The sequence below is a fragment of the Williamsia sp. R60 genome (genome assembly GCF_054063855.1).
The window spans coordinates 135,695-159,434 of sequence record NZ_JBSSGR010000003.1; the positions used below are offsets into that span (position 1 = coordinate 135,695).

At 63.5% G+C, this 23,740-nt stretch carries 23 protein-coding genes and 1 pseudogene; 10 read left to right on the forward strand and 14 right to left on the reverse strand.

All coding sequences use genetic code 11. The annotated features are described in order from the left end of the window. The first annotated feature begins 26 nt into the window (after positions 1-26). Both ACVWY6_RS13920 and ACVWY6_RS13925 read left to right on the forward strand, forming a co-directional pair. Complete coding sequence (locus ACVWY6_RS13920; RefSeq protein WP_457538792.1) at positions 27-1,334, forward strand: cytochrome P450; 1,308 nt, start codon at positions 27-29, stop codon at positions 1,332-1,334. A 232-nt stretch (positions 1,335-1,566) separates the two neighbouring features. Then, positions 1,567-2,214: a TetR/AcrR family transcriptional regulator gene (locus tag ACVWY6_RS13925; protein ID WP_161634047.1), complete on the forward strand. Its 648-nt coding sequence runs from the start codon at positions 1,567-1,569 to the stop codon at positions 2,212-2,214. A gap of 67 nt (positions 2,215-2,281) precedes the next feature. Here ACVWY6_RS13925 and ACVWY6_RS13930 read toward each other — a convergent pair whose 3' ends face one another. Both ACVWY6_RS13930 and ACVWY6_RS13935 read right to left on the reverse strand, forming a co-directional pair. After that, entirely contained in the window at positions 2,282-2,953 is a 672-nt protein-coding gene (locus ACVWY6_RS13930) for a 1-acyl-sn-glycerol-3-phosphate acyltransferase (RefSeq protein WP_457538794.1), read from the reverse strand. A gap of 202 nt (positions 2,954-3,155) precedes the next feature. After that, on the reverse strand, positions 3,156-3,626 hold the full coding sequence (locus ACVWY6_RS13935) for an Lrp/AsnC family transcriptional regulator (RefSeq protein ID WP_457538796.1): 471 nt from the start codon (positions 3,624-3,626) through the stop codon (positions 3,156-3,158). 280 nt (positions 3,627-3,906) lie between these two features. On the opposite strand from ACVWY6_RS13935, the gene ACVWY6_RS13940 reads away from it, so the two are divergent. Then, positions 3,907-6,228, forward strand: a complete 2,322-nt coding sequence (locus ACVWY6_RS13940) for a transketolase-like TK C-terminal-containing protein (protein ID WP_457538798.1) — start codon at positions 3,907-3,909, stop codon at positions 6,226-6,228. A 105-nt stretch (positions 6,229-6,333) separates the two neighbouring features. Here ACVWY6_RS13940 and ACVWY6_RS13945 read toward each other — a convergent pair. From ACVWY6_RS13945 to ACVWY6_RS13960, 4 genes and pseudogenes are all read right to left on the reverse strand, one after another. Continuing rightward, a pseudogene (locus ACVWY6_RS13945) lies at positions 6,334-7,139 on the reverse strand (SDR family oxidoreductase). A 74-nt stretch (positions 7,140-7,213) separates the two neighbouring features. Further along, complete coding sequence (locus ACVWY6_RS13950; protein ID WP_023962337.1) at positions 7,214-7,564, reverse strand: DoxX family protein; 351 nt, start codon at positions 7,562-7,564, stop codon at positions 7,214-7,216. A gap of 77 nt (positions 7,565-7,641) precedes the next feature. Beyond that, positions 7,642-8,568 (reverse strand): fumarylacetoacetate hydrolase family protein, encoded by a 927-nt coding sequence (locus tag ACVWY6_RS13955; RefSeq protein WP_457538800.1) that lies wholly within the window; start codon positions 8,566-8,568, stop codon positions 7,642-7,644. A gap of 31 nt (positions 8,569-8,599) precedes the next feature. Continuing rightward, entirely contained in the window at positions 8,600-9,244 is a 645-nt protein-coding gene (locus ACVWY6_RS13960; protein ID WP_457538802.1) for a VOC family protein, read from the reverse strand. 188 nt (positions 9,245-9,432) lie between these two features. Here ACVWY6_RS13960 and ACVWY6_RS13965 point away from each other — a divergent pair, with 188 nt between their 5' ends. Together ACVWY6_RS13965 and ACVWY6_RS13970 are read left to right on the forward strand one after the other, a co-directional pair. Beyond that, on the forward strand, positions 9,433-9,894 hold the full coding sequence (locus tag ACVWY6_RS13965; protein WP_457538804.1) for a DinB family protein: 462 nt from the start codon (positions 9,433-9,435) through the stop codon (positions 9,892-9,894). 151 nt (positions 9,895-10,045) lie between these two features. Beyond that, positions 10,046-10,480 carry a hypothetical protein gene (locus tag ACVWY6_RS13970; RefSeq protein ID WP_457538806.1) on the forward strand — a complete coding sequence of 145 codons (435 nt, stop codon included), beginning with the start codon at positions 10,046-10,048 and terminating at the stop codon, positions 10,478-10,480. Between the two features lie 108 nt (positions 10,481-10,588). Here the strand turns inward: ACVWY6_RS13970 and ACVWY6_RS13975 are convergent, their stop codons facing one another. From ACVWY6_RS13975 to ACVWY6_RS13995, 5 genes are all read right to left on the reverse strand, one after another. Then, positions 10,589-11,104: a hypothetical protein gene (locus ACVWY6_RS13975; protein WP_457538808.1), complete on the reverse strand. Its 516-nt coding sequence runs from the start codon at positions 11,102-11,104 to the stop codon at positions 10,589-10,591. Positions 11,105-11,327: 223 nt separating this feature from the next. Next, positions 11,328-12,068 carry an SDR family NAD(P)-dependent oxidoreductase gene (locus ACVWY6_RS13980; RefSeq protein WP_457538810.1) on the reverse strand — a complete coding sequence of 247 codons (741 nt, stop codon included), beginning with the start codon at positions 12,066-12,068 and terminating at the stop codon, positions 11,328-11,330. Between the two features lie 12 nt (positions 12,069-12,080). After that, a complete protein-coding gene (locus tag ACVWY6_RS13985) occupies positions 12,081-13,085 on the reverse strand; it encodes a phosphotransferase family protein (protein WP_457540145.1) in 1,005 nt (334 codons plus the stop codon). A gap of 14 nt (positions 13,086-13,099) precedes the next feature. After that, positions 13,100-14,326 carry an acyl-CoA dehydrogenase family protein gene (locus ACVWY6_RS13990; RefSeq protein WP_457538812.1) on the reverse strand — a complete coding sequence of 409 codons (1,227 nt, stop codon included), beginning with the start codon at positions 14,324-14,326 and terminating at the stop codon, positions 13,100-13,102. 120 nt (positions 14,327-14,446) lie between these two features. Then, positions 14,447-15,091: a TetR/AcrR family transcriptional regulator gene (locus ACVWY6_RS13995; RefSeq protein ID WP_023954281.1), complete on the reverse strand. Its 645-nt coding sequence runs from the start codon at positions 15,089-15,091 to the stop codon at positions 14,447-14,449. Positions 15,092-15,256: 165 nt separating this feature from the next. Here ACVWY6_RS13995 and ACVWY6_RS14000 point away from each other — a divergent pair, with 165 nt between their 5' ends. Then, on the forward strand, positions 15,257-16,516 hold the full coding sequence (locus ACVWY6_RS14000; RefSeq protein WP_457538814.1) for an MFS transporter: 1,260 nt from the start codon (positions 15,257-15,259) through the stop codon (positions 16,514-16,516). On the opposite strand, the gene ACVWY6_RS14005 is transcribed toward ACVWY6_RS14000, so the two are convergent. Next, the gene (locus ACVWY6_RS14005; RefSeq protein WP_457538816.1) at positions 16,501-17,133 is read right to left on the reverse strand and encodes a TetR/AcrR family transcriptional regulator; all 633 of its coding nucleotides are present in this window, start codon (positions 17,131-17,133) and stop codon (positions 16,501-16,503) included. The genes ACVWY6_RS14000 and ACVWY6_RS14005 overlap by 16 nt on opposite strands. Positions 17,134-17,242: 109 nt before the next feature. Here ACVWY6_RS14005 and ACVWY6_RS14010 point away from each other — a divergent pair, with 109 nt between their 5' ends. Beyond that, positions 17,243-18,130, forward strand: a complete 888-nt coding sequence (locus ACVWY6_RS14010) for an oxygenase MpaB family protein (RefSeq protein WP_457538818.1) — start codon at positions 17,243-17,245, stop codon at positions 18,128-18,130. Here the strand turns inward: ACVWY6_RS14010 and ACVWY6_RS14015 are convergent. Then, complete coding sequence (locus ACVWY6_RS14015) at positions 18,127-19,440, reverse strand: alpha-hydroxy-acid oxidizing protein (RefSeq protein WP_457538819.1); 1,314 nt, start codon at positions 19,438-19,440, stop codon at positions 18,127-18,129. The two genes, ACVWY6_RS14010 and ACVWY6_RS14015, sit on opposite strands and share 4 nt — an antisense overlap. A gap of 132 nt (positions 19,441-19,572) precedes the next feature. On the opposite strand from ACVWY6_RS14015, the gene ACVWY6_RS14020 reads away from it, so the two are divergent. From ACVWY6_RS14020 to ACVWY6_RS14030, 3 genes are all read left to right on the forward strand, one after another. Then, positions 19,573-20,592: an NADP-dependent oxidoreductase gene (locus tag ACVWY6_RS14020; protein ID WP_457538821.1), complete on the forward strand. Its 1,020-nt coding sequence runs from the start codon at positions 19,573-19,575 to the stop codon at positions 20,590-20,592. Positions 20,593-20,643: 51 nt separating this feature from the next. Then, a complete protein-coding gene (locus tag ACVWY6_RS14025; RefSeq protein ID WP_457538823.1) occupies positions 20,644-21,321 on the forward strand; it encodes a DJ-1/PfpI family protein in 678 nt (225 codons plus the stop codon). 196 nt (positions 21,322-21,517) lie between these two features. Beyond that, positions 21,518-22,729, forward strand: coding sequence for an HNH endonuclease (locus ACVWY6_RS14030; protein ID WP_457538825.1), 1,212 nt, complete (start codon positions 21,518-21,520; stop codon positions 22,727-22,729). Positions 22,730-22,893: 164 nt separating this feature from the next. Here ACVWY6_RS14030 and ACVWY6_RS14035 read toward each other — a convergent pair whose 3' ends face one another. Further along, positions 22,894-23,739, reverse strand: a complete 846-nt coding sequence (locus tag ACVWY6_RS14035; RefSeq protein WP_457538827.1) for a hydrolase — start codon at positions 23,737-23,739, stop codon at positions 22,894-22,896. Position 23,740: the final 1 nt, after the last annotated feature.

Consider the following 23,740-nt stretch of genomic DNA (forward strand, 5'->3'; position numbering starts at 1 on the left):
TGCCCGCCAGCGAAAGGGTCACAGCCATGAAGACTCGACTCAGGTGGATTGCCGCGCACGGCGTTGTGCGCCGTATGTTGACCAGTGCGGCGCGCGACGGCGATGTGCAGGCGATGCTGCTTGCCGATCCAGTCGCCCGAGCGAATCCACAACAGGTGTTCGAAACAATCAGAGCCTCAGGGCCACTGGTCAAAACGCGTATCAACTACATCTCGGTGTCTCATCGCCTCGCACACGACCTCCTGCGATCAGACGACTTTCGGGTGACGGAACTCGGCGCCAATCTGCCGGGACCGCTGCGGTGGGTGGAGACAAGGACCCGTTCGACTGCCCTTCACCCGCTCAAACCGCCCTCGCTGCTGGCGGTCGAACCACCCGAGCACACCCGGTACCGGAAATTGGTCTCCTCGGTGTTCACCCCACGAGCGGTTGCCAGGATGCGCGAGATGGTGCAGGGCAACGCAGACAGCCTCCTGGACGAAATCGGTTCCGGCGCCGGCCAGATCGACATCATCAGCAAGTACTGCGCGCAGCTCCCGATCGCCGTGATCAGCACCATTCTGGGCGTCCCAGACAACGAACGTCAGCGCGTTCTGGAGTTCGGAGAACAGGCAGCTCCCAGCCTTGATATCGGATTGTCCTGGGATCAGTTCAGGCGTGTCGAAGTCGGCCTGGAGCGCTTTGACGCATGGTTGGCCGACCACCTCGCTGAGCTGCGCCGCAACCCTGGCGACGATCTGATGAGCGAGCTGATCATGGCCACCGAGGAGGGCGTCGGGCTCACCGACGAAGAGCTTCGCGCCACCGCGGGGCTGGTTCTGGCCGCGGGCTTCGAGACCACTGTCAACCTGCTCGGAAACGGCATACGTCTCCTCCTCGACAACCCTGACCAGCTCAGCATTCTGCGGCAAGATCCTGCACTGTGGCCGAACGCGGTCGAGGAGATGCTCCGTCTGGAATCCCCGGTCCAACTGACCGCTCGCAGGGCGAAACATGATCTGACGCTCGAAGGCCGATCTCTGGGGCAAGGCGACCATGTCGTTCTCATTCTCGCCGGAGCCAACCGCGACCCCGAGGTGTTCGACGATCCATACAGCTTCGACGTCACCCGCGAGAACGCCAACAAACACCTGTCGTTCTCAGGCGGCCGCCACTACTGTCTCGGCGCCTCGCTGGCAAAAGCGGAGACAGAGGTAGGCCTGAAAACCCTGTTCGACCGGTTCCCCCACATCACCTCGGCAGGCGACGCAATCCGACGCGACACCCGTGTGCTGCACGGCTGGTCAAGACTCCCTGTGGATCTGGGGCCGGGAACGCTTCGACAACCGGTTTGACCTGGCCCTCAGATCCACCGGCCGACGTAGGCAGTACGCGCAACGTGCAGGGCTCGTCGCCCGGGGATGTCTGATGATGCGCCCTATCGATGGTGCGGCGTTGCCACCCGCTGTCCCGTTAAGATCGGTGGTGTCTGGGGGCGTGGGCAACAATGGTGTGCCACGCCGCGGACGTGACAGCCGCACTGAGGCGAAGACGCTGGCGTTCAGGGAGAACTGATGGAGGTATGTGGTGTCCCAACCTTCAGCTGTCAAACTCGGTAAGCGCGCGGCCCAGAAGGCGGAAACAAAACAGCGGCTGATCTCGATCGCCGTCGAGGTGTTCGCCGAGAACGACTACGACCAGGTGACAGTGGCCGACATTGCCGAGCGGGCAGGGGTTGCCCATGGACTGCTCTTTCACTATTTCAAGAGCAAGCGCGGCATCTACCTCGAGGCAGTACGTGCCTCGGCGGAGCAGATGAACGCCGCTTTTGCTGCAGTGACCGGAACCTCTGCAGGCGAACTGCTGCGGTCGGCCCTCGAACAGCACCTGACGTACTTACGGGACCACCGAGGCCTGGCTCTGCGCCTGGTGCTGGGCGGTCGCAGCGCGGACCCTCAAGCGTGGGAGATCTACGAGGCCGCTCGTTGGGATGTGCTCGGCGGGCTCGCGATGCTGCTCGGCCTCGATCAGAACAACCGTGCACTGCGGTTCGTTGGGCGTGTGACGGTCGGCGCGATTGATGAAGCGAGCATCCAGTGGCTCAACAACCCCGACGATTTCGATCTCCCCCAGCTGGTGAAATGGATGGAATCGCTCATTGTTGCGTGTCTGTCGTCGGCGAGCGTGCTCGACCCAGGCGCGGATATCGCGGCCGCGCTGGCGTCCTTGAAGTAGCCCCCGCCCCCCATTCGTCGACGTTCCGTTCCCCTCTGATCACCACGCGCGGTCGCCGCCTGGTTTGCTATCCGATCAGCGGGATACGGTTGGCCGTCATCGCGGTGAGCTCGTGATCCATCACTGCATGAACACGTCGGCTGAGGACTTCGGCATTCTCTCCATTTTCAGCACGCATCGCTGGGAGCACGGTGGTTGTGATCTTCGTGGGCAAGGGCAGATACGGCAGTAACCCTACGAACCCGGCATTGAGGCCCCACGGCACTGAGACCGTGACAGGAAAGGTCTTCAGCCGCAACACCTTGTCGAGACCAACTCTTTGTGCAGCGCTTCGTCCGCTACTCAGGACGAACAACGACTCCCCCGCGCCGGCGGTGACCACGGGAACAATCGGGACATCGGCGTCGATGGCCAGCCGCGCGAAGCCGGTCCGGCCTTCGAACATGATCTTGTTGCGATTCCTCCATGACTTGAAGCCGTCGACGTCACCCCCGGGGAAGACGAGGACGTGATCACCCGAGTCCAGCGCGCGCAATGCTGTGTCGTGGTCGGCGGGTATCCCATCGAACATGTTGACCAGCTTGCCGACACCGAGCTTCCAGGCAATGGCATGGGTCAGGACCGAGACTCGACGACGCTCACCTAGCCGTTCATACGCCGCGGCGAAAGCCAGCACATTGAGGTCGAACACTCCGCCGAACCCGTGATTGGCCACGAACAACACCGGCCCGTCAGGCATGTGGCAGCGCTGATCAATCTCCATTCGATGATATCGACGCGCAAGAGCGACAGTCATCCCCACGAGATGTCTCGGTACAACGTCCATCCCCAGAGCTTAAGGTCGATTGCTGTGCACCACCGGCTTTTTCGGCACCTGGCGCCACTCGTCGGCGACGACGCAATCGCCCGGTAGACCGGGCTGATGGAATGGGGGTCGACGGCTACGCGTCGGGGATCAGCTGGCCTACCCGGTGTTCGATGAGCTCACGCATCACCAGCGAGGTGGTGGTTCGTTTCACACCCTTGATGTCGAGGATGGTTCCGGCGATGCGGTAGAGGTCATCGGCGTCTCTGGCCACCACCTGGATGAGCAGATCGCTACCTCCGCTGAGCCCGTCGACCGATGTGACCTCTGGAACCTCTCGCAGAGCCTCAGCCACAGGCGCCAGACGTCGCTGCTTCACCTTTGTGAAGACATACGCCCGTAGCGGATATCCGAGGAACGCCGGCGCGACACGGCGATCAAACCCCCACAATGCGGCCTGACTGTCCCATTTGTTGAGGCGTGCCTGCACGGTATTGCGTGATACCCCGACCCGCTGCGCCAAGGTCACAGCAGCAGCCCGTGGATCGCTGATGACCGCGCGTAGCAAACGACCGTCGATGTCGTCGGCGATCACCGTCGTTGCCATATTGCCCACGTTTCCCAACTCCGACGAGGCACTGGCTGTGCAATGTGCATAGCGGCCGGGCCGATGTTTGCACAATTCTAACCCCCGTGATCGACTTGGTCGACGGTTTTGCACACCCCTGGCCGTCGCAGACGACCGCAATCCGGTCCATGGCGCTGCCGCGCGGCACGTGCTCGCCTTGGCAGTGGTTCGGCAACGTCGATAACAACCATCTCCTGTTCTCGACTGCCGGATCACTGTCAGGGGACCCCACTGCTGTCGTCCCCAGGAGGACCTTGACGTGACCGAACACCCCCGAAATGACACCGCAGGCACCCCCGACGATCCGCTCTCGCTGATTGCGCAGCGTGTGCTCTGGACCTCGACAGCCATCATCCACCACGCCAATCATGTTCGTCCGAACACTTCGGGCCTCAAGGTCGGTGGCCACCAAGCATCTTCAGCGTCCATGGTGACAATCATGACCTCGTTGTGGTTCGAGCAACTACGCGCCGACGACCGGGTGTCTGTCAAACCGCACGCCTCACCGGTCCTGCACAGCATCAACTACCTTCTCGGTCTTCTCGACGAGGAGTACCTGTCCACGCTGCGCGAGTTCGGTGGCCTGCAAAGCTACCCGAGCCGAGCCAAAGACCCCGATCCGGTCGACTATTCCACCGGGTCGGTGGGAATCGGTGCGACAGCACCGATCTGGGGAGCGATTGCTCGACGCTACGTCGACACGACCCTGGCAACCACCGGCACCGGGCGTCAGTATTCCTTGGTCGGCGACGCCGAACTCGACGAAGGCGCGGTGTGGGAAGCAATCCTGGACCCTTCTGTCGAAGCCCTCGGCGAGATCGTATGGATCGTCGACATGAACCGACAGTCTCTCGACCGCGTGGTGCCCAACATCGCCGCCAATCGGCTCGAAGCGATGTTCGCCGCGGCAGGCTGGCAGGTGATCACGGTCAGATTCGGCCGGTTGCTCGAGGAACTGTTCAGCCGTGACGGCGGTGATGCACTACGAACCCGCATCCTGCAGATGCCCAACGCCGAATACCAACGCCTGCTGCGGTGTGACGCCGACGAGATCCGGACTCGACTGCCCGGCAACTCACCCGAGGCGGGCTCAATCGCCGGACTCATCGGCGAATTGGACAACACCACCTTGGTGCAGGCGATAGCGAACTTGGGCGGGCACGACTTCGAATCGATGCGCCAGGCCTACAACCAGATCGACGACAACCGACCAACCGTAATCATCGCCTACACCATCAAGGGCTACGGGCTACCCACACAAGGCCATCCCCAAAACCACTCCTCGTTGTTGAGCCCCGCCCAGTTCACCGCACTGGCCAAGCAACTCGGCGAAGACCCGACCCACCCGTGGCGCCGATTTGACGAACAATCACCCGCCGGGATCGTGTGCCGGAAGGCAGCGAAACGGTTGCAGCGCAGACCTGTTCCCGTCCCATCCGAGCTCAGATTCCCCTCTGATATGGGTCGAACCCCGACCACGAAATCCACCACCCAGGCTGCTCTGGGACGAGCCCTGCTCGACCTCTCACGCGAAGCGCCGGATGTGGCCAAACGCGTGGTCACAGTCAGTCCTGATGTCAGCTCCACGACGAACCTGGCGGGCTGGCTGAACAAGGTCGGGGTGTGGTCTCCCTCCGAGCGACGAAACTGGTTCGACGACGACGGTGAAACCATCATGCATTGGCGGGAGAACCCGACGGGCCAGCACATGGAGTTGGGCATCGCCGAAACCAACCTGGTCGGTCTGATCGGGGAGCTGGGTACGACCTGGAGCCGGTGGGGTGAGCGCCTGTTTCCGATCGGCGTGCTCTACGACCCTTTCGTTGAGCGCGCGCTGGAGCCTTGGTCGTACGGGATTTATGCTGGGGGGCAATCGATTCTGGTCGGTACGCCGTCAGGGGTGAGTCTGGCCGCCGAGGGTGGGGCCCATCAGTCGATCAAGACGCCGTCAATCGGGCTCGAACAACCTGGGTGTGTCAGCTACGAGCCCGCGTTCGCCATCGACGTGGAATGGATTCTGCTGAAGTGCATCTCGCAGTTGGGTACGCCCGAGGGACGATCGGCGTACCTTCGGCTGTCAACTCGTCCGGTGGAACAGGCTCTGGCCGAGGTGCCCTCAGATCCTGCGGCCCGCGAACGCCGCCGTGCGCACGTACTTGCCGGCGCCTACACGCTACGGGCCCAACGTAACCCGGCGGCAACGATCGTGACCATGGGCGCCATGGTCTCCGAGGCGATCGCTGCGGCAGACCGACTCGCCGATATGGGAACGGCCGCCGAGATCGTGTGCGTCACCAGTCTGAGCCTGCTGTTCGAGGCCAAACAGGCCCGCCGCGGACAAAGTGCTGGTCCTTCCTGGATCCTGGATCAGGTGTTCCCTCCGGATAAGGCCGCCCCGATGGTCACCGTCCTGGATGGACATCCGAACGCAATGTCGTTCCTACCATCGATCAATCACGTCAAGAGCATCGCTCTGGGCGTCTCGGGCTTCGGCCAGGCCGGTTCCCTCGAGGATGTGTATCGCCATCACCACATCGACTCCGATGCCATCGTGGCCGCAGTACTCGACATCGCATCCTGAAGGGTCCGGCAACCGCACCCGGAACCAACTGCCCCGGTCACCCAGAGAGCGCAATTCGCTCATGACTAAGCGGGTGGGTAACACCGCCCACCCGCCAAAGTCGTATCAGCGGCGAAGGCCGTGCGACCAATTGCTGAGCCGATTGACGCCACCTTCGGTCAGCGCCCTGCGGGCCGCAAACGCAAGAGGTGCACGGCTTCCGACGGCGTAGAAGGAGCGCGGGCGTCGATGTTGAACCGCCGAGACTATTGTCTGCGCAACGCGTTCGGCGGGAATCCCACGCTTTTCATTCCGATCGAGGGCGTCGAGCACCCTCTGAAAGCCGGGCGATACACCGAGTCGTCGGCGATGTACTTGGTGCGGCGCTCACTGATGCCTGTGTTGATCGAGCCCGGCTCCACGGTGATGAATCTGACGCCGAACGGGGCGACTTCACCCCTCGCTGCCGTCGAGAAGGCCTTCAATGCGGCCTTGGATGCCACGTACGACGACCGGTACGCCAGCGGGAAGCTGGCCAACATCGATCCGACCATCACCACCCGCCCGTATCCGCGTTGTCGCATCCCGGGTAGCACAAGCTGCGTCAGCCGCACCGGCGCAAGCACATTGACGGTGAAGAGGCGCTCGATCGCGTCCATCGGCAAATCTTCGAGCGGACCGTTCTGGCTCTCACCGGCGTTGTTGATCAACACGTCCACCGCGCCCACCTCTGCGATGCACTGCTCCGCGCTGTCGACGCTTCCCAACTCGAGCCGCGCATAACGCACGCCCTCGATACGCGCGCTATCGGGAATCTCAGCGGGGTTCCGGCTGGTGCCGTACACCCGAAAGCCCTCTGCGACCAATCGTTCAGCGGTGGCCTGACCAATACCCGAGGATGCCCCGGTTACCAAAGCAGTACGGACGTTCACAACTATCTCCTAAATCGGGGAACCCGAAATGTAAAACTGACGAGGACGCAGTGGCTCTTGTCGCGTCCGGTGGGTCAGCCGACTATCCAGCCGGCAGCGACGAAGGCCGCGAGGGCGCCGCACAGTACAGCTGGCGCAGCGGGTTTGACACTCTTGTCCACGTGCAGATGCAGAATGGCTGCTCCGACCAGAAGCAGCAGGATGGCCAGGGCGCTGATCACCCCGAGTGCGGTCCACCAGTTTCCCGCGATGAGACCGATTGCGCCCGCAATCTCCGCCAGGCCCAGCAACTTGAACGCTTGCATACTGAAACCGAAGTGCTCGGCGTTGTCCCGCATAGATTCGTGCCCAACAACTTTGAGAATGCCGGTGACCGCCACCACGACTGCCAACAACCCCGACGCGATCGCAACAATCACTGACATCGAATCCCCCGTCTCCGAGCCTTGCCTACAACGACCGAACGAGCTCGGTCCGGCCCGCCCGCGTGCCAAAGCTGAGGTCACCGGACGACATTGGTTTGCGTTCCGAGGTCGATGTCGCCGTCAGCGGTCGCGATACGTGCGGTGACCACGTCGTCCGTGGACAGGTATTTTGGGTTGCGTGACTGGCGGGAGAAGAACAATTTCCACTTGATCGTCGCGGGCAGTAGTTCGCCGATCTTCTGCACGATGGCGGGAGGCGCCGAGATGGCCGTTCCGATGGGTGTTCCTGTGAGCAGCAGGTCACCGGGTGACAATGTCTGGAAGCGTGCGAGCCGGGTCAGCGCAGCCGCGGGTGGGGTGAGAAGGTCGTCACCGATGAGTTGATCTTGTCGTACCTCGCCGTTGACTGAGAGCGTCATCCGAAGTTCGGGGATGCGGGCGAACTCATCTGGTTCCAGCAGCACCAGACGTGGGCCGACAGGGGTGAATGTCGGGTACGACTTGCTCTCGTAGACCTGCACCTTCGTCAGCTGTATCTCCCGGGCGGATACGTCGTTGGTCACGACGATCCCGGCCACGAACTCGCTCAACGACTCCGGGGTCACCACCTGGTTGATCGGAACGTGCGCGCCGATCACAAGACCCAATTCGATCTCGTAGTCGAGCAATCCGACCTCGGGTGGTCGACAGATCGGGTCGGTGGGGCCGCTGATCGATGCGGACGATTTGCGAAAGAAGGTCGGCTGCAGGTTGTCCACGTCGGCGCCGGCATCGATGGCGTGTGACCGGTAGTTCAGCAACTGAGCAACCACCCGGCACGGCGCGGTGACCGGTGACACCGGCGCTAGCGTGCCGACAGGTGTGTCCCCGCCGACCGCAGCTTCTACCGCCGGACGGTCTTCCAGCAGCTCGGCCGTCGTGGTTGCGGCCGTGTCCACGCGAGTCGCGACCTCACCCTCGACCCGCCACCAATCCTCGGCTGTGCGTATAACGCTTGTGCTCAACTGACTTCGACCTCCACCAGTTCTTGTTTACTCACAACGTCCTGAAGTTCAGTGTTTTCTTGTTTGCGACGATTTTGCGACCGGGACGGACCCCCGCCTCGCGGCGCCTCAAAGATTCCTGCGTGGCGCCGTTTCGGAGCTGACTGAGCAGATAGTCAGGGTCGATGTTCACACCGATCGGGTTCTCGCTGAACTCGTTGCTGGAGAAGAACTCGGCCGTCTCTTCCGGCGTTGGGAAGTTCTCGACCTGGAACTCAAGACGCACGCCATCAGGATCCTCGTAGTACAACGAGATCGTGGGCCCGTGATTGATCGCCCAAACAGGCCTGATGCCCTGCCTTTTGAGCCGGACGTAATCTTCCAGGAGTCCCTCGAGGGTGGGAACGGTGAAAGCGATGTGGTCGAGACCAAGCACTTTGCGTCGCAGCTTGGCGAACGGGAACAGGTACCGGACCACGTTGGGAACCGAGACGATGGCGAGGCGATGAGACTCATCATCCCAGGTCAGAAAAGTCACCTGCCCATCGTCATGGACCACGCGTGCACCGAAAACCTGTCCATACCAGTCAATCAGCTCAGTTCGCCTGGTGGATTTGACTACCCAATGCGCGATCAGAGCAGGCGCGATGCGACCGGCTTCCACACCATATTGAGCAGGACGAGTAGCCACTGTCATCTCCTACCTACGTAGACGTAACTCAGAATCGGCGAACGTAAGTGCTCGCACGCGATCGCCTGTCGACTCCGATGCCCCTTCAGAGTAGGACATTGGTTGACTAACAGTCAACGAATTGCTTGCTGGCCCGGATCAGCCAGAGCAGCCGGTATTCCATTGCTGCCGCCCTCTCGCCGTAGAATCTGACGATGATCGACAAAGAGCTTGCCGCTGTCCTCGACGCGAACCGTACGGCCCTGATCGACTCGGTGGCCCGCTTGACGGACGTTCAAAGCCGGTCGCGCTTGGTGCCTTCACTGACCACTCCGATTGCACTTGTCAAACATTGCGCCGCGGCGGAAAGGGTCTGGTTCCAACGCACTGTCGCGGGTCTTGCCGAGGCCGAGTGCGACGGCTATGCGGCGGGCGACGACCGCGGATGGCTGGTGGATCCCGAACAAACACTCGCAGACGTGATCGCAGAATACGAAGCTGCCGCTGACCGTTCCCGACACATCGCGCAAGGACCTGATCCGGCCGACCGGTTCGTGCACTACCGCCGCGGCGAGGTGACTTTCCACTGGATAGGGCTTCACATGATCGACGAGCTGGCACGGCACGCGGGCCACGCCGACATCCTCGTCGAACAGATACTCGCCGCCCCGCAGTAGCCCTCCGACGAGGCCTACCTCTCCCCGGATTCAACCCGACGTAGCCAATTTTACCGACGTAAATAGTTTCGCTGCAGGACGTTTCGACACCAGCGACGAAACAGAACCTCACTGCAGCGGATCTGCGTCACCCATGTGGCAAGGTTTGGTGATGACGACACTGCGCCAGCGAGTCGGGGCACGCCGCTGGCGCTTTATCGTTCCTGGGGCGATTCTGGTGGCGCTGGTTTCTGCCGGCATCATCGTCATCGGCAACGAGACGTCGGACCCTGCGGGCCCATCGCTTGCCGCTGCTCTCGAAATTGTTTGTTCGCCCGGAACGCGCAGCGCGGACACTGGTCCGTTGACTGGCACCGTGGCGGGCGGCAACTGTAGGAGCAAAGTCGATCCAGGGGTTCCGTTGTATTACGGCGAGTATCTGGCGGCCTCAACGCTGCGAGATTCCGTGGGCAGTCGCCCTGGCGTGTTCGCGACGGCCCACCTACCCAACTACACCTACGCCGCGATTGCTTGCGAGCACGGCGATCGTTATTTGCTCAAGTCACTTGCCGATCACGGATGGGCGCTCGGCTACGCGATTGAGTAGTCGCATGCAAACGATTTCAACTCAGATTCAGGTTCAGGTGAAGCGACGGCTCATGGCTGTAGTGACGGCAGCGGCACGGGCCCGGGGCGTCTTTATACAGGCGTTCTCCTACAGCTTCCAGCCCAAAGTGTGCGCCAGGTCGATAATCTCGCGGTCGATGACGGGACGGTCATCCGGTTCGGACTGCCACCGTCCTGTCATATCACCGACAGCGTAGATCGCGTAGATGAGCGGTCCTCCGCCACCAACGTCATCGCCGCCGTGACTCCCTGCGTTGCTGTTCCAGATGTGTCCGCCAACCACGGGGTGGACAAAGCCGTCTCCGATACGTGCCGACCACATGCGGCTACAGAGACGGCGTCCCGCGGCCGCCAGCCCATCCCCAAGGTCGCCGCCAAGGTTCAGATACAGCTCCGCGCGAAGCCGAGCCTCTTCGTCGGGTAGATCTATAGCCCCGGCGACCTGCCGACCAAGCTGCCATCGAGAAACGATGCGGCCGACGTGTTCGGTGACCGCCGGCGGAACAAGAGGCACCGGACTGCCGAGGGCGGTCTGATCTGACCGGCACGCCGCCTTGAAGCCGCTGCAGGCATACGAGAACGAGTTCGCAGCGCCTTCGTCCATCGCCCAAAGGGTGGCTTCAAAAATAAAATTGTCGAACTGGTCCCTACGTACCGGCACGCACCTACGCAGTGTTTCGACGTCGGCGAGACCGCCAGACCGCCGGAACCTGTCGAGGACCGACGCTTCAACCTCCCCGATATACATCCCGGCTAGCGTAACGGCCGGCACAAAGAACTCCTACACGCTCGCACAAGGTTTGAGCGCCACGAGTTCAACGCTGGTGTCAGGCCCGACCCAGGTTGGTGCCGGGCCGGGTGAGGACGATGCCGGGAAGCACCGCGTACCGCGACAACTCGGTGACCGCGAACGCCATGGTGGCCACGTCGTCTGCGGTGATCATCTCCGAAGCCGGGATCGCGGTCCACGAGGACATGTCGGTGTTGACGTAGCCGGGCGAGATGGTGGTCGCCGAGACGCCCTTCTCGGATTCCTCGAGGTTGAACGTTTCGCACAGGGAGATCAGCGCCGCCTTCGTGGCACCATATGCGGACAGCTCAGGCTCAGGGTGTACACCGGTGATCGATGCAATGGCAACCACTTTCGCGGCTCCAGCAGTCTCGGCGGTACTGCGCAGAGTCGGCAGCAACGACTGGAGCAACACGTACGCCGAGCGGACGTTGACCTGGTACAGCTTGTCGAATCGGCGAACCGGCAATTCACCGATCGCCCCCTTCTGCCCCATCCCCGCGTTGAGGACCAACGCGTCGACCCTGTCGAAATGGTCGAGATGACCCGTGGCCAGTGTCTGCAGCTGCTCCTCGTCGGACATGTCGGCGGTGACCACCTCCACACGCACCCCGTGTTCGCGGGAAAGGCGTCCGGCCAAGTCCTGCAACGGTTCCAGGCTGCGGGCACTGATCGTCAGATCCCAGCCTGCCGCAGCGAATCGGGTCGCGATCGCCGCGCCGATACCGCGCGAGGCGCCGGTCACCAACGCCACTTTGCGTTCTGCACCAAGTGTCACGTGTGTGCCCCTCTAGTTCTTTCCCTTGATGGCGCGCAATCCTGCCGCCATGAACTCGCCGGTCGCGGCCGCTGCATTTTCGGCGCCGCTCCCCGATGACGAACCATTCAGTGCCCGATGGGTGATGCCCTCGCCGATCACTCCGAGTTTGAAGTTGGCGAGCGCGAGATAGAAGTTCCAGTCGGACAATTCACGACCAGATGCCAGTGCGTACCGCTGGGCGATGGCGTCCGGCGAGGGGTACCGATCACTTGTCCACGCCGCCTTCATGCCCAGGACGGCGTCGAATATCGGTTCCCGGTACGTGCACATCAGTGCGACGTCGGTCAGCGGGTCACCCAGCGTCGACATCTCCCAGTCGACAACGGCTTTCACGATGCCCGGATCACCGGCGTCGAGGATGGTGTTGTCGACGCGGAAGTCACCGTGCACGATCGAGTTGCTGGTCTGCGCAGGGATCGACTCAGTGAGTGCCGCATGCAAAGTCGCGACATCGTCGAGTTCGCGGGTCTTCACGTGTTCCCACTGCCGGGCCCACAGCTTCACCTGTCGTCCGACAAAACCGTCGGGACGGCCGAACTCACCCAGCCCGACCGACTGGTAGTCCACGGCATGCAAGTCTGCAAGTGCCTCGACGAGTCCGGTGACGTTGCGTTCCACGGCTGCGTCGTCGAGAGCGTCGAGCTCATCGGCGCTGCGCACCACGAGGCCGTCGACGAACTCGACCACGGTGAGCGGCGCACCGAGGGCAGTCCCCTCTTTGTCGAAAGCGACGGTGCGCGCCACCGGCACCGGCGTGTCCTGCAGTGCGCGGGTGACGGTCCACTCACGATTCATGTCGTGCGCAGAAGGCGTCAGTCCGCCCGTCGGGGGACGGCGCACCACCCAGTGCGAATTATCATCGCGCGCAGTGAATGTGAGATTCGAGCGGCCACCGCTGATGAGCTCGACCACCAGTTCGCCGGATACCGGCACACCGCTGTCGACCAGGAAGGCGCGTAGGGCTGGGACGTCCATGCCCGGAAGTTCGGTCACGACGACGTTCCGTTCGCGGCGGCAGCGGCTGCCGCCTTCTTCGCCTTGCCCACGGCCCGTTTGGCCAGCGCCCAGCGATGGACCTCGGACGGGCCGTCGTAGATCTGGAACGGCCGCAGCTCACGCTGCAGACGGGCCAATGGCAGCTCGTCGGACACTCCTTGGCCGCCGCACATCTGGATCGCGCGGTCGACGACCCTCGAAAATGCCTCGGCCGCAAATGTTTTTGCGATCGACGTCTCGTCGCCCGCATGTTGACCCTGGTCGAGCGCGTAGCAGGCCTTGACCAGCAACGCCCGCGCAGCAGCTAGATCGATTTCGTTGTCGGCCACCATCTGCTGGATCATGCCCAGATCGCCGAGCTTGCCGCCGAAGGCTTCCCGGCGGGCGACGTAGTCGAGTGCGACGTCCTGGGCACGGTTGGCGCTGCCCATCCAGCGCATGACGTGGGTCATACGCGCTGGGCCCAGCCGCACCTGTGCATAGCGGTAACCCTCGTCGACCTCTCCGAGCACGTCTTCGTCCGGAACGAACACGTCGCGGAATGCCACCTCGCAGTGGCCGCCGATCATCGCGCGGTCGATGGTGTTGATGTGGCGTCCCACCGTGATGCCGGGGGTGTCTGCCGGCGCGAGGAACATCGTCGCGCCGCCGCGGTCACCGGGGGAACCCGCAGTCCGCGCCATGATGATGAAGAATCCGGCACCGTCGGCGCCGGTGATGAACCACTTGTCGCCGTTGATCTTCCAGCCACCGTCGACCTTGGTGGCCGCAGTGCGCAGTGCTGCCGGGTCTGCACCGGCTCCCGGTGCGGGCTCGGTCATCGCGAAGGCCGACCGCACGTCACCGCAGGCGAGTGGAGCGAGGTACTTCTCTTTCTGGTCCGCGCCGGCGATGTGCGCGAGCATGTGCACGTTGCCCTCGTCGGGTGCTCCGATGTGCAGCGCGATCGGACCGAACACCGAGTACCCGGCGGCCTCGAAGACCGGGGCGCGATCGGACATGTTGAGGCCGAGGCCGCCGTATTCGACGGGCGCGTGCGGCGCGAGCACACCGGCGTCGCGCGCCTGGTCACGCAGTTCCAGTCGACGCTTGTCGCCGCCGGCGGCGGTGATGTCACCGGCGAACTCGTCCTCGATCGGCATCACGTGGTCGCGGACGAAGTCACGAGTTTTCGTGACCACGTCCTCGACGGCTGGATCGTAGGAAAGGCTGATCGCCATGTGCACCTCCTTGTGCGGCGCCGGCGAACCCGTGGTTGCGATCCCGACCGAGCGCTCGTTCGGTAATGGGCCCAGAATGTCACGCCCGGACTCGACGGTCAAGCCGGTCGACGTCACCCCTTACGGCTGATCCGGAAAGTACCCCACCATCCGTCTGGCGATCAGCAGATAACGGGCAACGAGTTCGTCGGGACCGAGACGGCCCTGTGGCCGGTACCAGGTGGACACCCCCACACACATGGTGGTGACCGCCCGTCCGGCGTCCTCTGGGTTGGGGCATCGGAAGTCACCCGACTCGACGCCGTCCATCACGAGCCTGTCGACCATCCGCTGCTGCCTGTCACGCAGTTGGATGTAATCGGTGCGGAACGACGGATCCAGGCTGCGGATCTCGGTGGAGCCCACAAACGCCTGGGCCCGCCGGTACATGTGGAACCGCAGCAAGGACTCCACCACGGCGTCGTAGCGTTCGAGCGGCGTCGGACCGGCTTCGGCAAGCGCCGCCTCGGAACGGCCGAGCAGATCACTCATCGTGAGCTCGAGCAAACCCTTGAGAAGCGACTGCTTCGACGGATAGTGGTGATAGAGCCCCGGCACACTCAGGCCTGCGCGTGCGGCGATGTCGCGTACCGAGGTGCCGTGATATCCGTGTTCGGCAAAGGCCGACAGCGCTGCCGCGAGCGGCGCAGGCAGATCTTCCTGGCCGTATTCGCGCCAACTGTCGCCGCCGTGGTCTCTCGGCGTCGGCTCGGGCACGGTGTTCATGTCATCAACCTACTGTGCCGCTCGATCACGCTCACGCGAATACGGGTCGGTCGATGGGCGTTTCGCCGCGGAAAGCCTTCCGATGCCGCCGCGCAGCCTCCTGACCGACGTCGCCGCAGGGCTTCGATCACGCGTCACCGCGACGTATCCGGCAGGCTGGGGATCATGCGACCGACGCCAGGCCCACCCACCGATCCGTCGTCGACGAACCCGGCCTCACCGGGCGACCGGCAGGGGATCAGCAGGTCCCTCGTGGTGTTGTTCGCCATCACGTGCGGCGTCTCGGTGTCGTCGCTCTACGTCCTGCAACCGGTACTCGAGGAGATCCGCCAGGACTTCGATGTCTCCACGGCGACTGCCGCACTGGTGGTGACCACCGCTCAACTCGGGTACGCGGTCGGGCTGCTGTTCTTGGTCCCGCTGGGCGATCTGCTGAACCGGAAGTTGTTGGCGCCCAGCATGATGGTCGCATCAGCAGTCGCCCTGTTGCTCTCGGGACTGGCTCCAGGTTTCGGGACCCTCTTCGTCGCCTCGATCCTGGCCGGCGTGTGTGCGGCCACCGCCCAGATCGTGTTGCCGTGGTCCTCGTCCCTTGCGGTGCCGTCAGATCGCGGGCGCGTGGTCGGCATGGTGATGAGCGGACTGTTGCTGGGCATCTTGCTGGCCCGCGTCGTCAGTGGACTCATCGCCGAATTCGGGGGCTGGCGATCGGTGTTGTTCACGGGGTCCGCCCTGATGATCGTGCTGGCCGTGGTGGTCTACGTCTCGGTGCCACCCGACGCGCCCCGTCCCCGGCAACCCTATGGCCAACTGCTGATCTCGGTGGCCCGGATCGTCCGTGCCGAGACGATGCTCCGGCAACGGATGCTGCTCGGGTTTCTCACGATGTTCGGGTTCAGCGCCATGTGGACCTCGATCGCGTTCCTCCTCTCGGGTAGTCGGGGCGAGCACTTCTCCTACTCGGAGGCTGCCATCGGCCTGTTCGGTCTTGCCGGGGTCGCCGGCGCCGCGGCGGCTCCGCTGTTCGGAAAGCTCGCCGACCGTGGGCATCTGCGGATGGCGACCACGGCCGCGTGGGTTGTCACCATCATCGGCTGGTTGTCGCTCGCGTGGCCCGGAACACCGTTGGCAGCGCTGGTGATCGGCCTCGTGGTGTTCGACTTCGGGGTTCAGGCTTCGCAGTTGGCGAATCAGTCCGCGATCTATTCGCTGGCGTCGGAGGAGCGCAGCCGCGTAACCACGGCGTACATGGTCACGTACTTCGCAGGCGCGGTGGCGGGTTCGGTCTCATCGGGCTACGCATACGGCGCCGGTGGCTGGATTGCCGTGTGCCTGAGCGGTATCGGTGTAGCTGTGGCCGGTCTGCTCGCGTGGCTGGTCTTCGACCGCTGGAACGAACGCCGCGCCGGTCAATCGGTGCGCTGAGCGTTCTCGGGCAACAGTTCGTAGATCGCACCGAACATCATCGTCACGCACAGTTCGATCAATTCGTCGGTGGGGCAATCGATTCGGCCGTCGATCCACGCGTTGAGCACCTGCCCGAGCCCGCCGACGTAGAAGTGGGCTGCTCCTTGGGTGGTCGCGTCGTCGAATTGGGATCCCGAGGTCTGGATGGTCAGCGCCGCGAACATCATGGCGGCGTCCATCCGTTTGGTGGCCAGGGTTCCGCTGAGCAGTGTCTGCGAGAACAGCACCCGACCCTTGCGCCGATCGGTGTCGATGAGCCGAACGATGGCGCCCACCGCGGAACGGATCTGCTCGCGCGGAGACTGACCGCCGGCTGTCACTGCGGTCTGGGCGGCCTCGGCTATGTCGAAGACGACGGCGTCGTACGTGGTGCCCACCAACTGGTCCACGTCTTCGAAGCTCTCGTAGAAGTATCTCGCGGTCAGTCCGGCCTGCCGGCACACCCCGCGAACACTGATCGCCACCCCGTCGGCCGAGCCGAGGATCTCGAGCGCAGCTTCGATCAGCGCTGCCCGGCGACGTTTGACCCGGTCAGCTCCATTCTCGCCGCCATATGGGCGCAAAGGATCTGCCATGGACCTCATCTTTCCACCTTCGGTTAACGACGATTGACTTTCGGTCCGATCGCCGCTTCAATACGAAAGAGATAACGGTTGTTATCAGAAGCAACCTTGGAGGCCGACAATGACGTCTGGAACCGTTGACGGAACGGCTGCCCTGTCCATCGACATGCCGCAGCCCATCCGCACCCGAAATCGCGCAGAGACCGACAGCGCACCGGGCGACCTGCTGGACATGCCGGGCATCTCGGCTCTCGCCGGGGCCGCCAACGTGATCATGCAACTTGCACTCCCTGCGGTCGGATACGGCGTCGCAGAGAGCAAGGTGGACAGCGGCAACCTGTTCAAGCACCCCATCAAGCGGGGCCGCACCACGCTGTCGTACCTCGCGGTCGCAGTGAACGGCACCCCGGAAGACCGCAAGGCATACCGCAAAGCCGTCGGCCACTCACACGCGCAGGTGCGGTCCACCGAGTCGAGCCCGGTCGAGTACAACGCCTTTGATCCCCGCCTGCAGTTGTGGGTTGCCGCCTGCCTGTACAAGGGCTGGGAAGACATGCAGATTCTCTACGGCGACCCATCGGCGATCACCGAAGAGGCATACCAGCAGGGCGCTCTCATGGGCACCACGCTGCAGATGCCGCGCGAGATGTGGCCGGCCACACGCGCCGACTTCCAGGAGTACTGGGATGGCACCGTGGCGCAGCTCGAGATCGACGACACCATCCGGGAACTGCTGATCAGCATCGCCAAGTTCGAGTTCCTGCCCAAGCCGGTGTCCATGCTGATCGGCGACTTCGGCCTGTTCCTCACCGCCGGGTTCCTGCCACCCGAGTTCCGCGAGAAGATGGGCCTCGAGTGGACGCCGCGGCAACAACAACTCTTCGACCTGCACAATCGCATCGTCCGCTCCGTTGTGACGCGACTACCCGAACCGATGCGCGCATTCCCGTTCAACGCCTACCTGTGGGACGTCCGCCGTCGGATCCGGACCGGCCGAAAACTCATCTAGTCGAGTCGTACCTTCTTCAACACCGCCGGCGACAGGTCGGCGGTGCTGGTGTTCCCGGACAGTCCCAGCGTCAGGTCGAGCTCGGCGATGATGTTGGCGACCACGTCTCGCGCACCTGCCGATCCTGCCAGCGCGAGTCCGTACATGTGCGGACGTCCGATACACACCGCGTCCGCACCCAGAGCCAGCGCTTTGAAGACGTCGGCGCCGCCGCGGATGCCCGAATCCAGCAAGATCTTCGCCTTGCCGTCAACTGCGGCCACCACGTCGGTGAGCGCTTCGACTGAGCCGATGGATCCGTCGATCTGCCGGCCGCCATGGTTGGAGACCAGGATGCCGTCCACCCCGGCATCGACGGCTTGCCGTGCGTCGTCGGGGTGCAAGATCCCTTTCAAGACGATCGGCAGCGACGTCCGCTCGCGCAGCCCGGCGATGTCCGTCCAGTTGAGCGAGGGACGCGAGTAGGTCACCAGGAAGGTCTGCACAGACTCTCTGGGCACAGGCGAGCGAAGGTTGGCCAGCACACTGCCGGGGGTGTTCTTCGCCATCGACACCAGGGACTTGATCGCGCCGACCGTCACCTGGGGTTTGGGACCGGGTACGGCCGCAGCGATACGAGCTCGCACCATGTCGATGAAGCGGGGATCAGAGGTGTACTGGTCGATGCCCAACCCTTGCGCGAACGGCAGCGACCCCAGGTTCAGGTCCTGCGGCCGCCATCCCAGCATGGTGGTGTCGAGCGTGACCACGATGGCCGCCGCACCGCATTTCTCGGCGCGCTGCAGGAAGCTGTCCACCAGTTGTTCGTCGCTCGACCAGTACAGCTGATACCAGCGGGGAGCCCCCGGCGACACCTCGTCCATCGCCGCGGCAGTGCTCTCCATCGGTGCGCTGGCCTGGCTGGAGAAGATGTACGGGACACCGAGTTCGGCGGCGGCCCGGCCGATGTGGACGTCGGCCTGCGGAAAGACCAGGCCGCCCGCACCCACCGGGGAGAACAGGATCGGTGCCGGCAACTGCTGTCCGAACAGCTCGGTGGACAGACTCCGCACCGAGACGTCGCGCAGCATCCTGGGGACGATCGCCCAGCTGTCGAGGGCGCGGCGGTTGGCCCGCATCGTGCTGCCTTCACCCGCTCCACCGGCGACATAGGCCCACGCCTTGGCGGACATCGTGCGCTCGGCAGCGCGTTCCAGGTCGTCGAAATTGGTGGGTACCTTGGGCTTTCGACCGAAGACGCCGTCGGTGTAGATCTGGTTCTGTCGAGCCCGGCCGGAAAGATCGGACGCCGGTGGCGTGTTGCTGCTCATCGGCCCACCGTAGCGAACCAGATGAGCGACGATGGTGACTTGAGTTGCCTCACATTCGGCAGCCGACGGAACAGCACGGTCGCCCTTGGCTGTTGACGAGGGAGACCGCAACACTTCTCGACGAGGAGATACATGACCAACGGCACCCGCATCGTCCTGGCAGCACGCCCACACGGCGAACCCAAGGATTCCGATTTCCGATTCGAAGAGTTCGATCTCTCCGAACCGGGGCCGGGCGAGGTGGCGCTGGAAACCCTGTATCTGTCGCTGGACCCCTACATGCGAGGCCGGATGAGTGCGGCCAAGTCGTACGCAGCACCGGTCGAGATCGGCGACACCATGGTGGGCGCCACGGTCTCACGCGTCCTCACCTCGACCGTCGACCACTTCGCGCCGGGTGACGTGGTGCTCGGGTACGCCGGCTGGCGCACCCACTCGATCGAGCAGGCGAAATACCTCCGCAAGCTTGATCCAAAGGCCATCTCACCATCCACCGCGCTCGGCGTTCTCGGTATGCCCGGGATCACCGCATACGCAGGGCTGCTGACCATCGGAAAACCGCAGCCGGGCGAGACGGTGGTGGTGGCCGCAGCTGCCGGCCCGGTCGGGTCAGCGGTCGGGCAGATCGCCAAGCTCAAGGGCGCCCGCGCGGTCGGGATCGCCGGCGGACCGGACAAGGTGGCCTACCTCAAGGACGAGCTCGGCTTCGACGCAGCCATCGACCACCGTGCCGACGACTTCAAAGACCAGCTCGCGGCTGCGACCCCCGATGGCATCGACGTGTACTTCGAGAACGTGGGCGGCGCGGTCTTCAACGCGGTGCTGCCCCGGATGAATCTGTACGGACGCATCCCCGTGTGCGGTCTGGTCGCCAACTACAACCTGACATCGGCCCCTGAAGGCCCAGACCGGTCCGGCGCGTTGATGGGCGCCGTGCTCACCCAGAGCTTGACCATCCGCGGGTTCATCCAGACCGAGTTCGCAGCCGAGCAGATGCCTCGCTTCCTCGAGGAGGCCACACAGTGGGTGGCTGATGGCTCGCTGAAATACCGCGAGGACATCACCGACGGCTTGGACAACGTGCCCGAGGCATTCCGCGGCCTGCTCAGTGGCCGCAACTTCGGCAAGGCTCTGGTTCGAGTAGCCGAGTGAGAGTCGGACTCGAACAGCCCTATCGGCCGTGACCCTGGTTTAGGGTCGGTCATGACCAGACTGCAGATCGTCGTGCTGCTCTTCCCGAACGTCACGCAGCTGGACATGACCGGCCCCGCCCAGGTCTTCTCGCACTTCCCCGACACAGACGTGCACTTGGCGTGGCACAACCTCGAACCGGTGACCACCGATTGTGGTTGGAGCATCGTTCCGACCGTCACCTTTGACCAGGCGCCGCAGGCCGACCTACTGTTCGTCCCCGGCGGGCGGGGAGCGTTCGAGTTGTTCGAAGATGCTGTTGCGCTTGACTTCCTACGCACACAGGCTGCCGGCGCTCGATGGGTGACCTCGGTGTGCACCGGCTCGTTCACCCTCGCGGCCGCCGGCCTACTCTCGGGAAAGATGGCGACAAGCCACTGGGCGTCGATGTCGATGCTCAGCGAGTTCGGATGCGAACCCGTCGGTGAGCGAGTTGTCCAGGACGGCAACGTGATCACCGGAGCCGGCGTCACGTCCGGAATGGACTTTGCCTTGACGGTCGCCGCAACCATCTTCGGCGAGGATGTGGCACGCCGCATCCAGCTGATGATCGAGTACGACCCGGCACCGCCTTTCGACGCGGGCTCGCCGAATACTGCGGACCCGGCTTTTGTCGACGACATGAAACACAAGATGCGGACCGAACGTCTGCCGTTGATCGCGAAGGTGCTTGGGCGCGAGTCGCTTTGATATACCGAGATGCCGACGGCGAGGGTCATCCGAACAGATGACTATCGAATGTGTGTTCGAATAGCTATGCTGATAGCAAGCTGATTGTCCGCAAGACCTGACCCTGAGATACGTGTGACTACGCCACCATTGTGATCGGCTGTCCGATGTTGTTGCCCAATATTGTTGTCTCGGAGGGTGTCTGATGATACGTGTTGTGGATTTGGTTGATGAGGTCATCGGTGTGATGTTTCCTGATGATGCGGCCGGTGCGGTGGGTATGGTGAGGGATTTGATCACGTTGCGTAATGCCGCCGACTTCCAGTTGGCGGTGGGTGCAGCGCTCATCGACCGGATGGGGTTGGCCAAACGGTCTGGATCGACGACGTCGAAGTTGCTGCAGGAGAATGGTGCCGCCCCGGCGACGGCGACGCGATGGCTACGTGTCGGGACCGGACTGGCAGGGTTGGATCGCACGGCCGGTTACGGTCGGGACGGGTTCTTGTCCGTTGAGCATGTTGATGCGTTGGTCACTGGTATGAACCACGTCAGCGGTCGTTCCGGTTCCGCGATGACCGAACAGTTCAGGTCTGACATCGAGCGAAAGCTTCTGGCTGCCGCGATCTCCGGTGCGCCACCGGCGGAGATCAGCACGATCGCCAGGACCGTGGGCAACGAGGTCGCCGGGGAACATGGTGGTGTGCCGGCAGCCGAAGACACCTCACTGAACCGAGTCGACTATGGGGTCACCAGCGACGGCCGACTTACAGGGACCTTCGATGTGGATGCGGTGACCGGGGAGAAGATGATGTCCGCGCTGGACCTGTGGTCCAGACCCCGACCCGAACCCGACGGCAGCAGGGATTCCCGCACACCGTCGCAACGACGGGCGGACGCTCTGAATCAACTTCTTGATTGCGGTGGCGGTGGCGGTGGGCAGGGTTTCGTGTCGGCGCCGAGAACGGAAGTGGCCGTGACCGTTCCCGCTGATCATCCCAACCTTGCGTCACTGCGGTGGATGGGTCCGGTCACCGAAGCCACCGCCGCAGCAGCTGCGTGTGATGCAGTGATCACCTCGATCACCCTGGACGGGCAGCAGGTGCCGATCGACTTGAGTCCACCAAAGCGTTTGTTCACCGGGCCGGTGCGTAAAGCGATCCTGCTTCGCGATACCTGCTGCATCAAGTGCGGGGCACCGGCCACCTGGTCGGACTGCCACCACATCGTGCACTGGGCTGACGGCGGGCCCACCACCCTCGCGAATGGGTGCTTGCTGTGCCGAACGTGCCATCGGGCCGTGCACCACACCGACTGGGACATCACCATGGGCGCCGACCGCCATCCCTGGCTCATCCCACCCGCCCACATCGACCCGACCCGACAACCACTACCGGCCTACAACCGCCGAACCCTCACCCTCGCAGCCTGACTCACCGTCCACTGCAGCGTGCACCTTCGTTCACCTGCAATACGAATGACGACTCACAGACCACTCCACCCGGCCTCACTCGGCACAGCTGAGAACGCGCAGGCACATTGACAACTCCATAGTGTGAGGGCTTCACCCTCAGGAACGTAGCGGAGCTCGCGGTGTCACTCGCTCCTGTCGCGCAGTTCGTCGGTGACCCAGCCGACGTAGCGGTCGGCCGAAAAATGAACGATCGCAGGACCGTTCGACTCGATCACCTGTCCGTCGAACCCTCCGTAGATCCGGTCGAACGACAGCGCCATAACCGTCGCCTCGATTTTCCGGACCAGGCGTGGGGGCAGCGGGATCAGATTGGGGTAGCTACGCATGAACGAGACGCTGCGTCTGTCCGCGCCGACCATGAGGGTGTCACCGACGAAGATCGCTCCCCTGCCATTGCCGCCGTCCGGCCACAGCAGCACAGAGCTGCCAGGGAAGTGGCCGCCGCATTGCACCAGTTCGATCCCGCCGAACACTGGTTGACGCTGGGTCCAGAACCGTATGACGTCGTCGGGGCGGGTCAGTGAGGTCGCGTCGGCCTGGTTGAAATAGACAGGCACCGACTCGAACTCGTGGCTCAGTGAGACACTGGCTCCCACGAGGTGCGGGTGGCTGGACGCGATCGCCGAAATGCCGCCGTGGGACCTGATGAGCCGGACCAACGACTGATCGATGTACCCAGGCGGTTCCCACAGTAGGTTTCCAGCCGGCGTTCGGATCAGGAAGGTTCGTTGCCCGATACCCACTTGCGGATCGAGAGTGATGGCAAGCAGATCGGGCTCCACCTCACTGCAGTCGATGGTTCGCTCATCGAGGTCGGTCGGCCGTGCCCACTGCTGACCGCCCGGCGGAACGAACTCACGTTCATCGGTACAGATCAGACACTCCGCAGGCGGATCAACAGCGGGCGCATACTCGTTGGCGCAGTTGACACAGAACCAAGGGTCTCCGGATGTGGTGTGCGCAGACAAA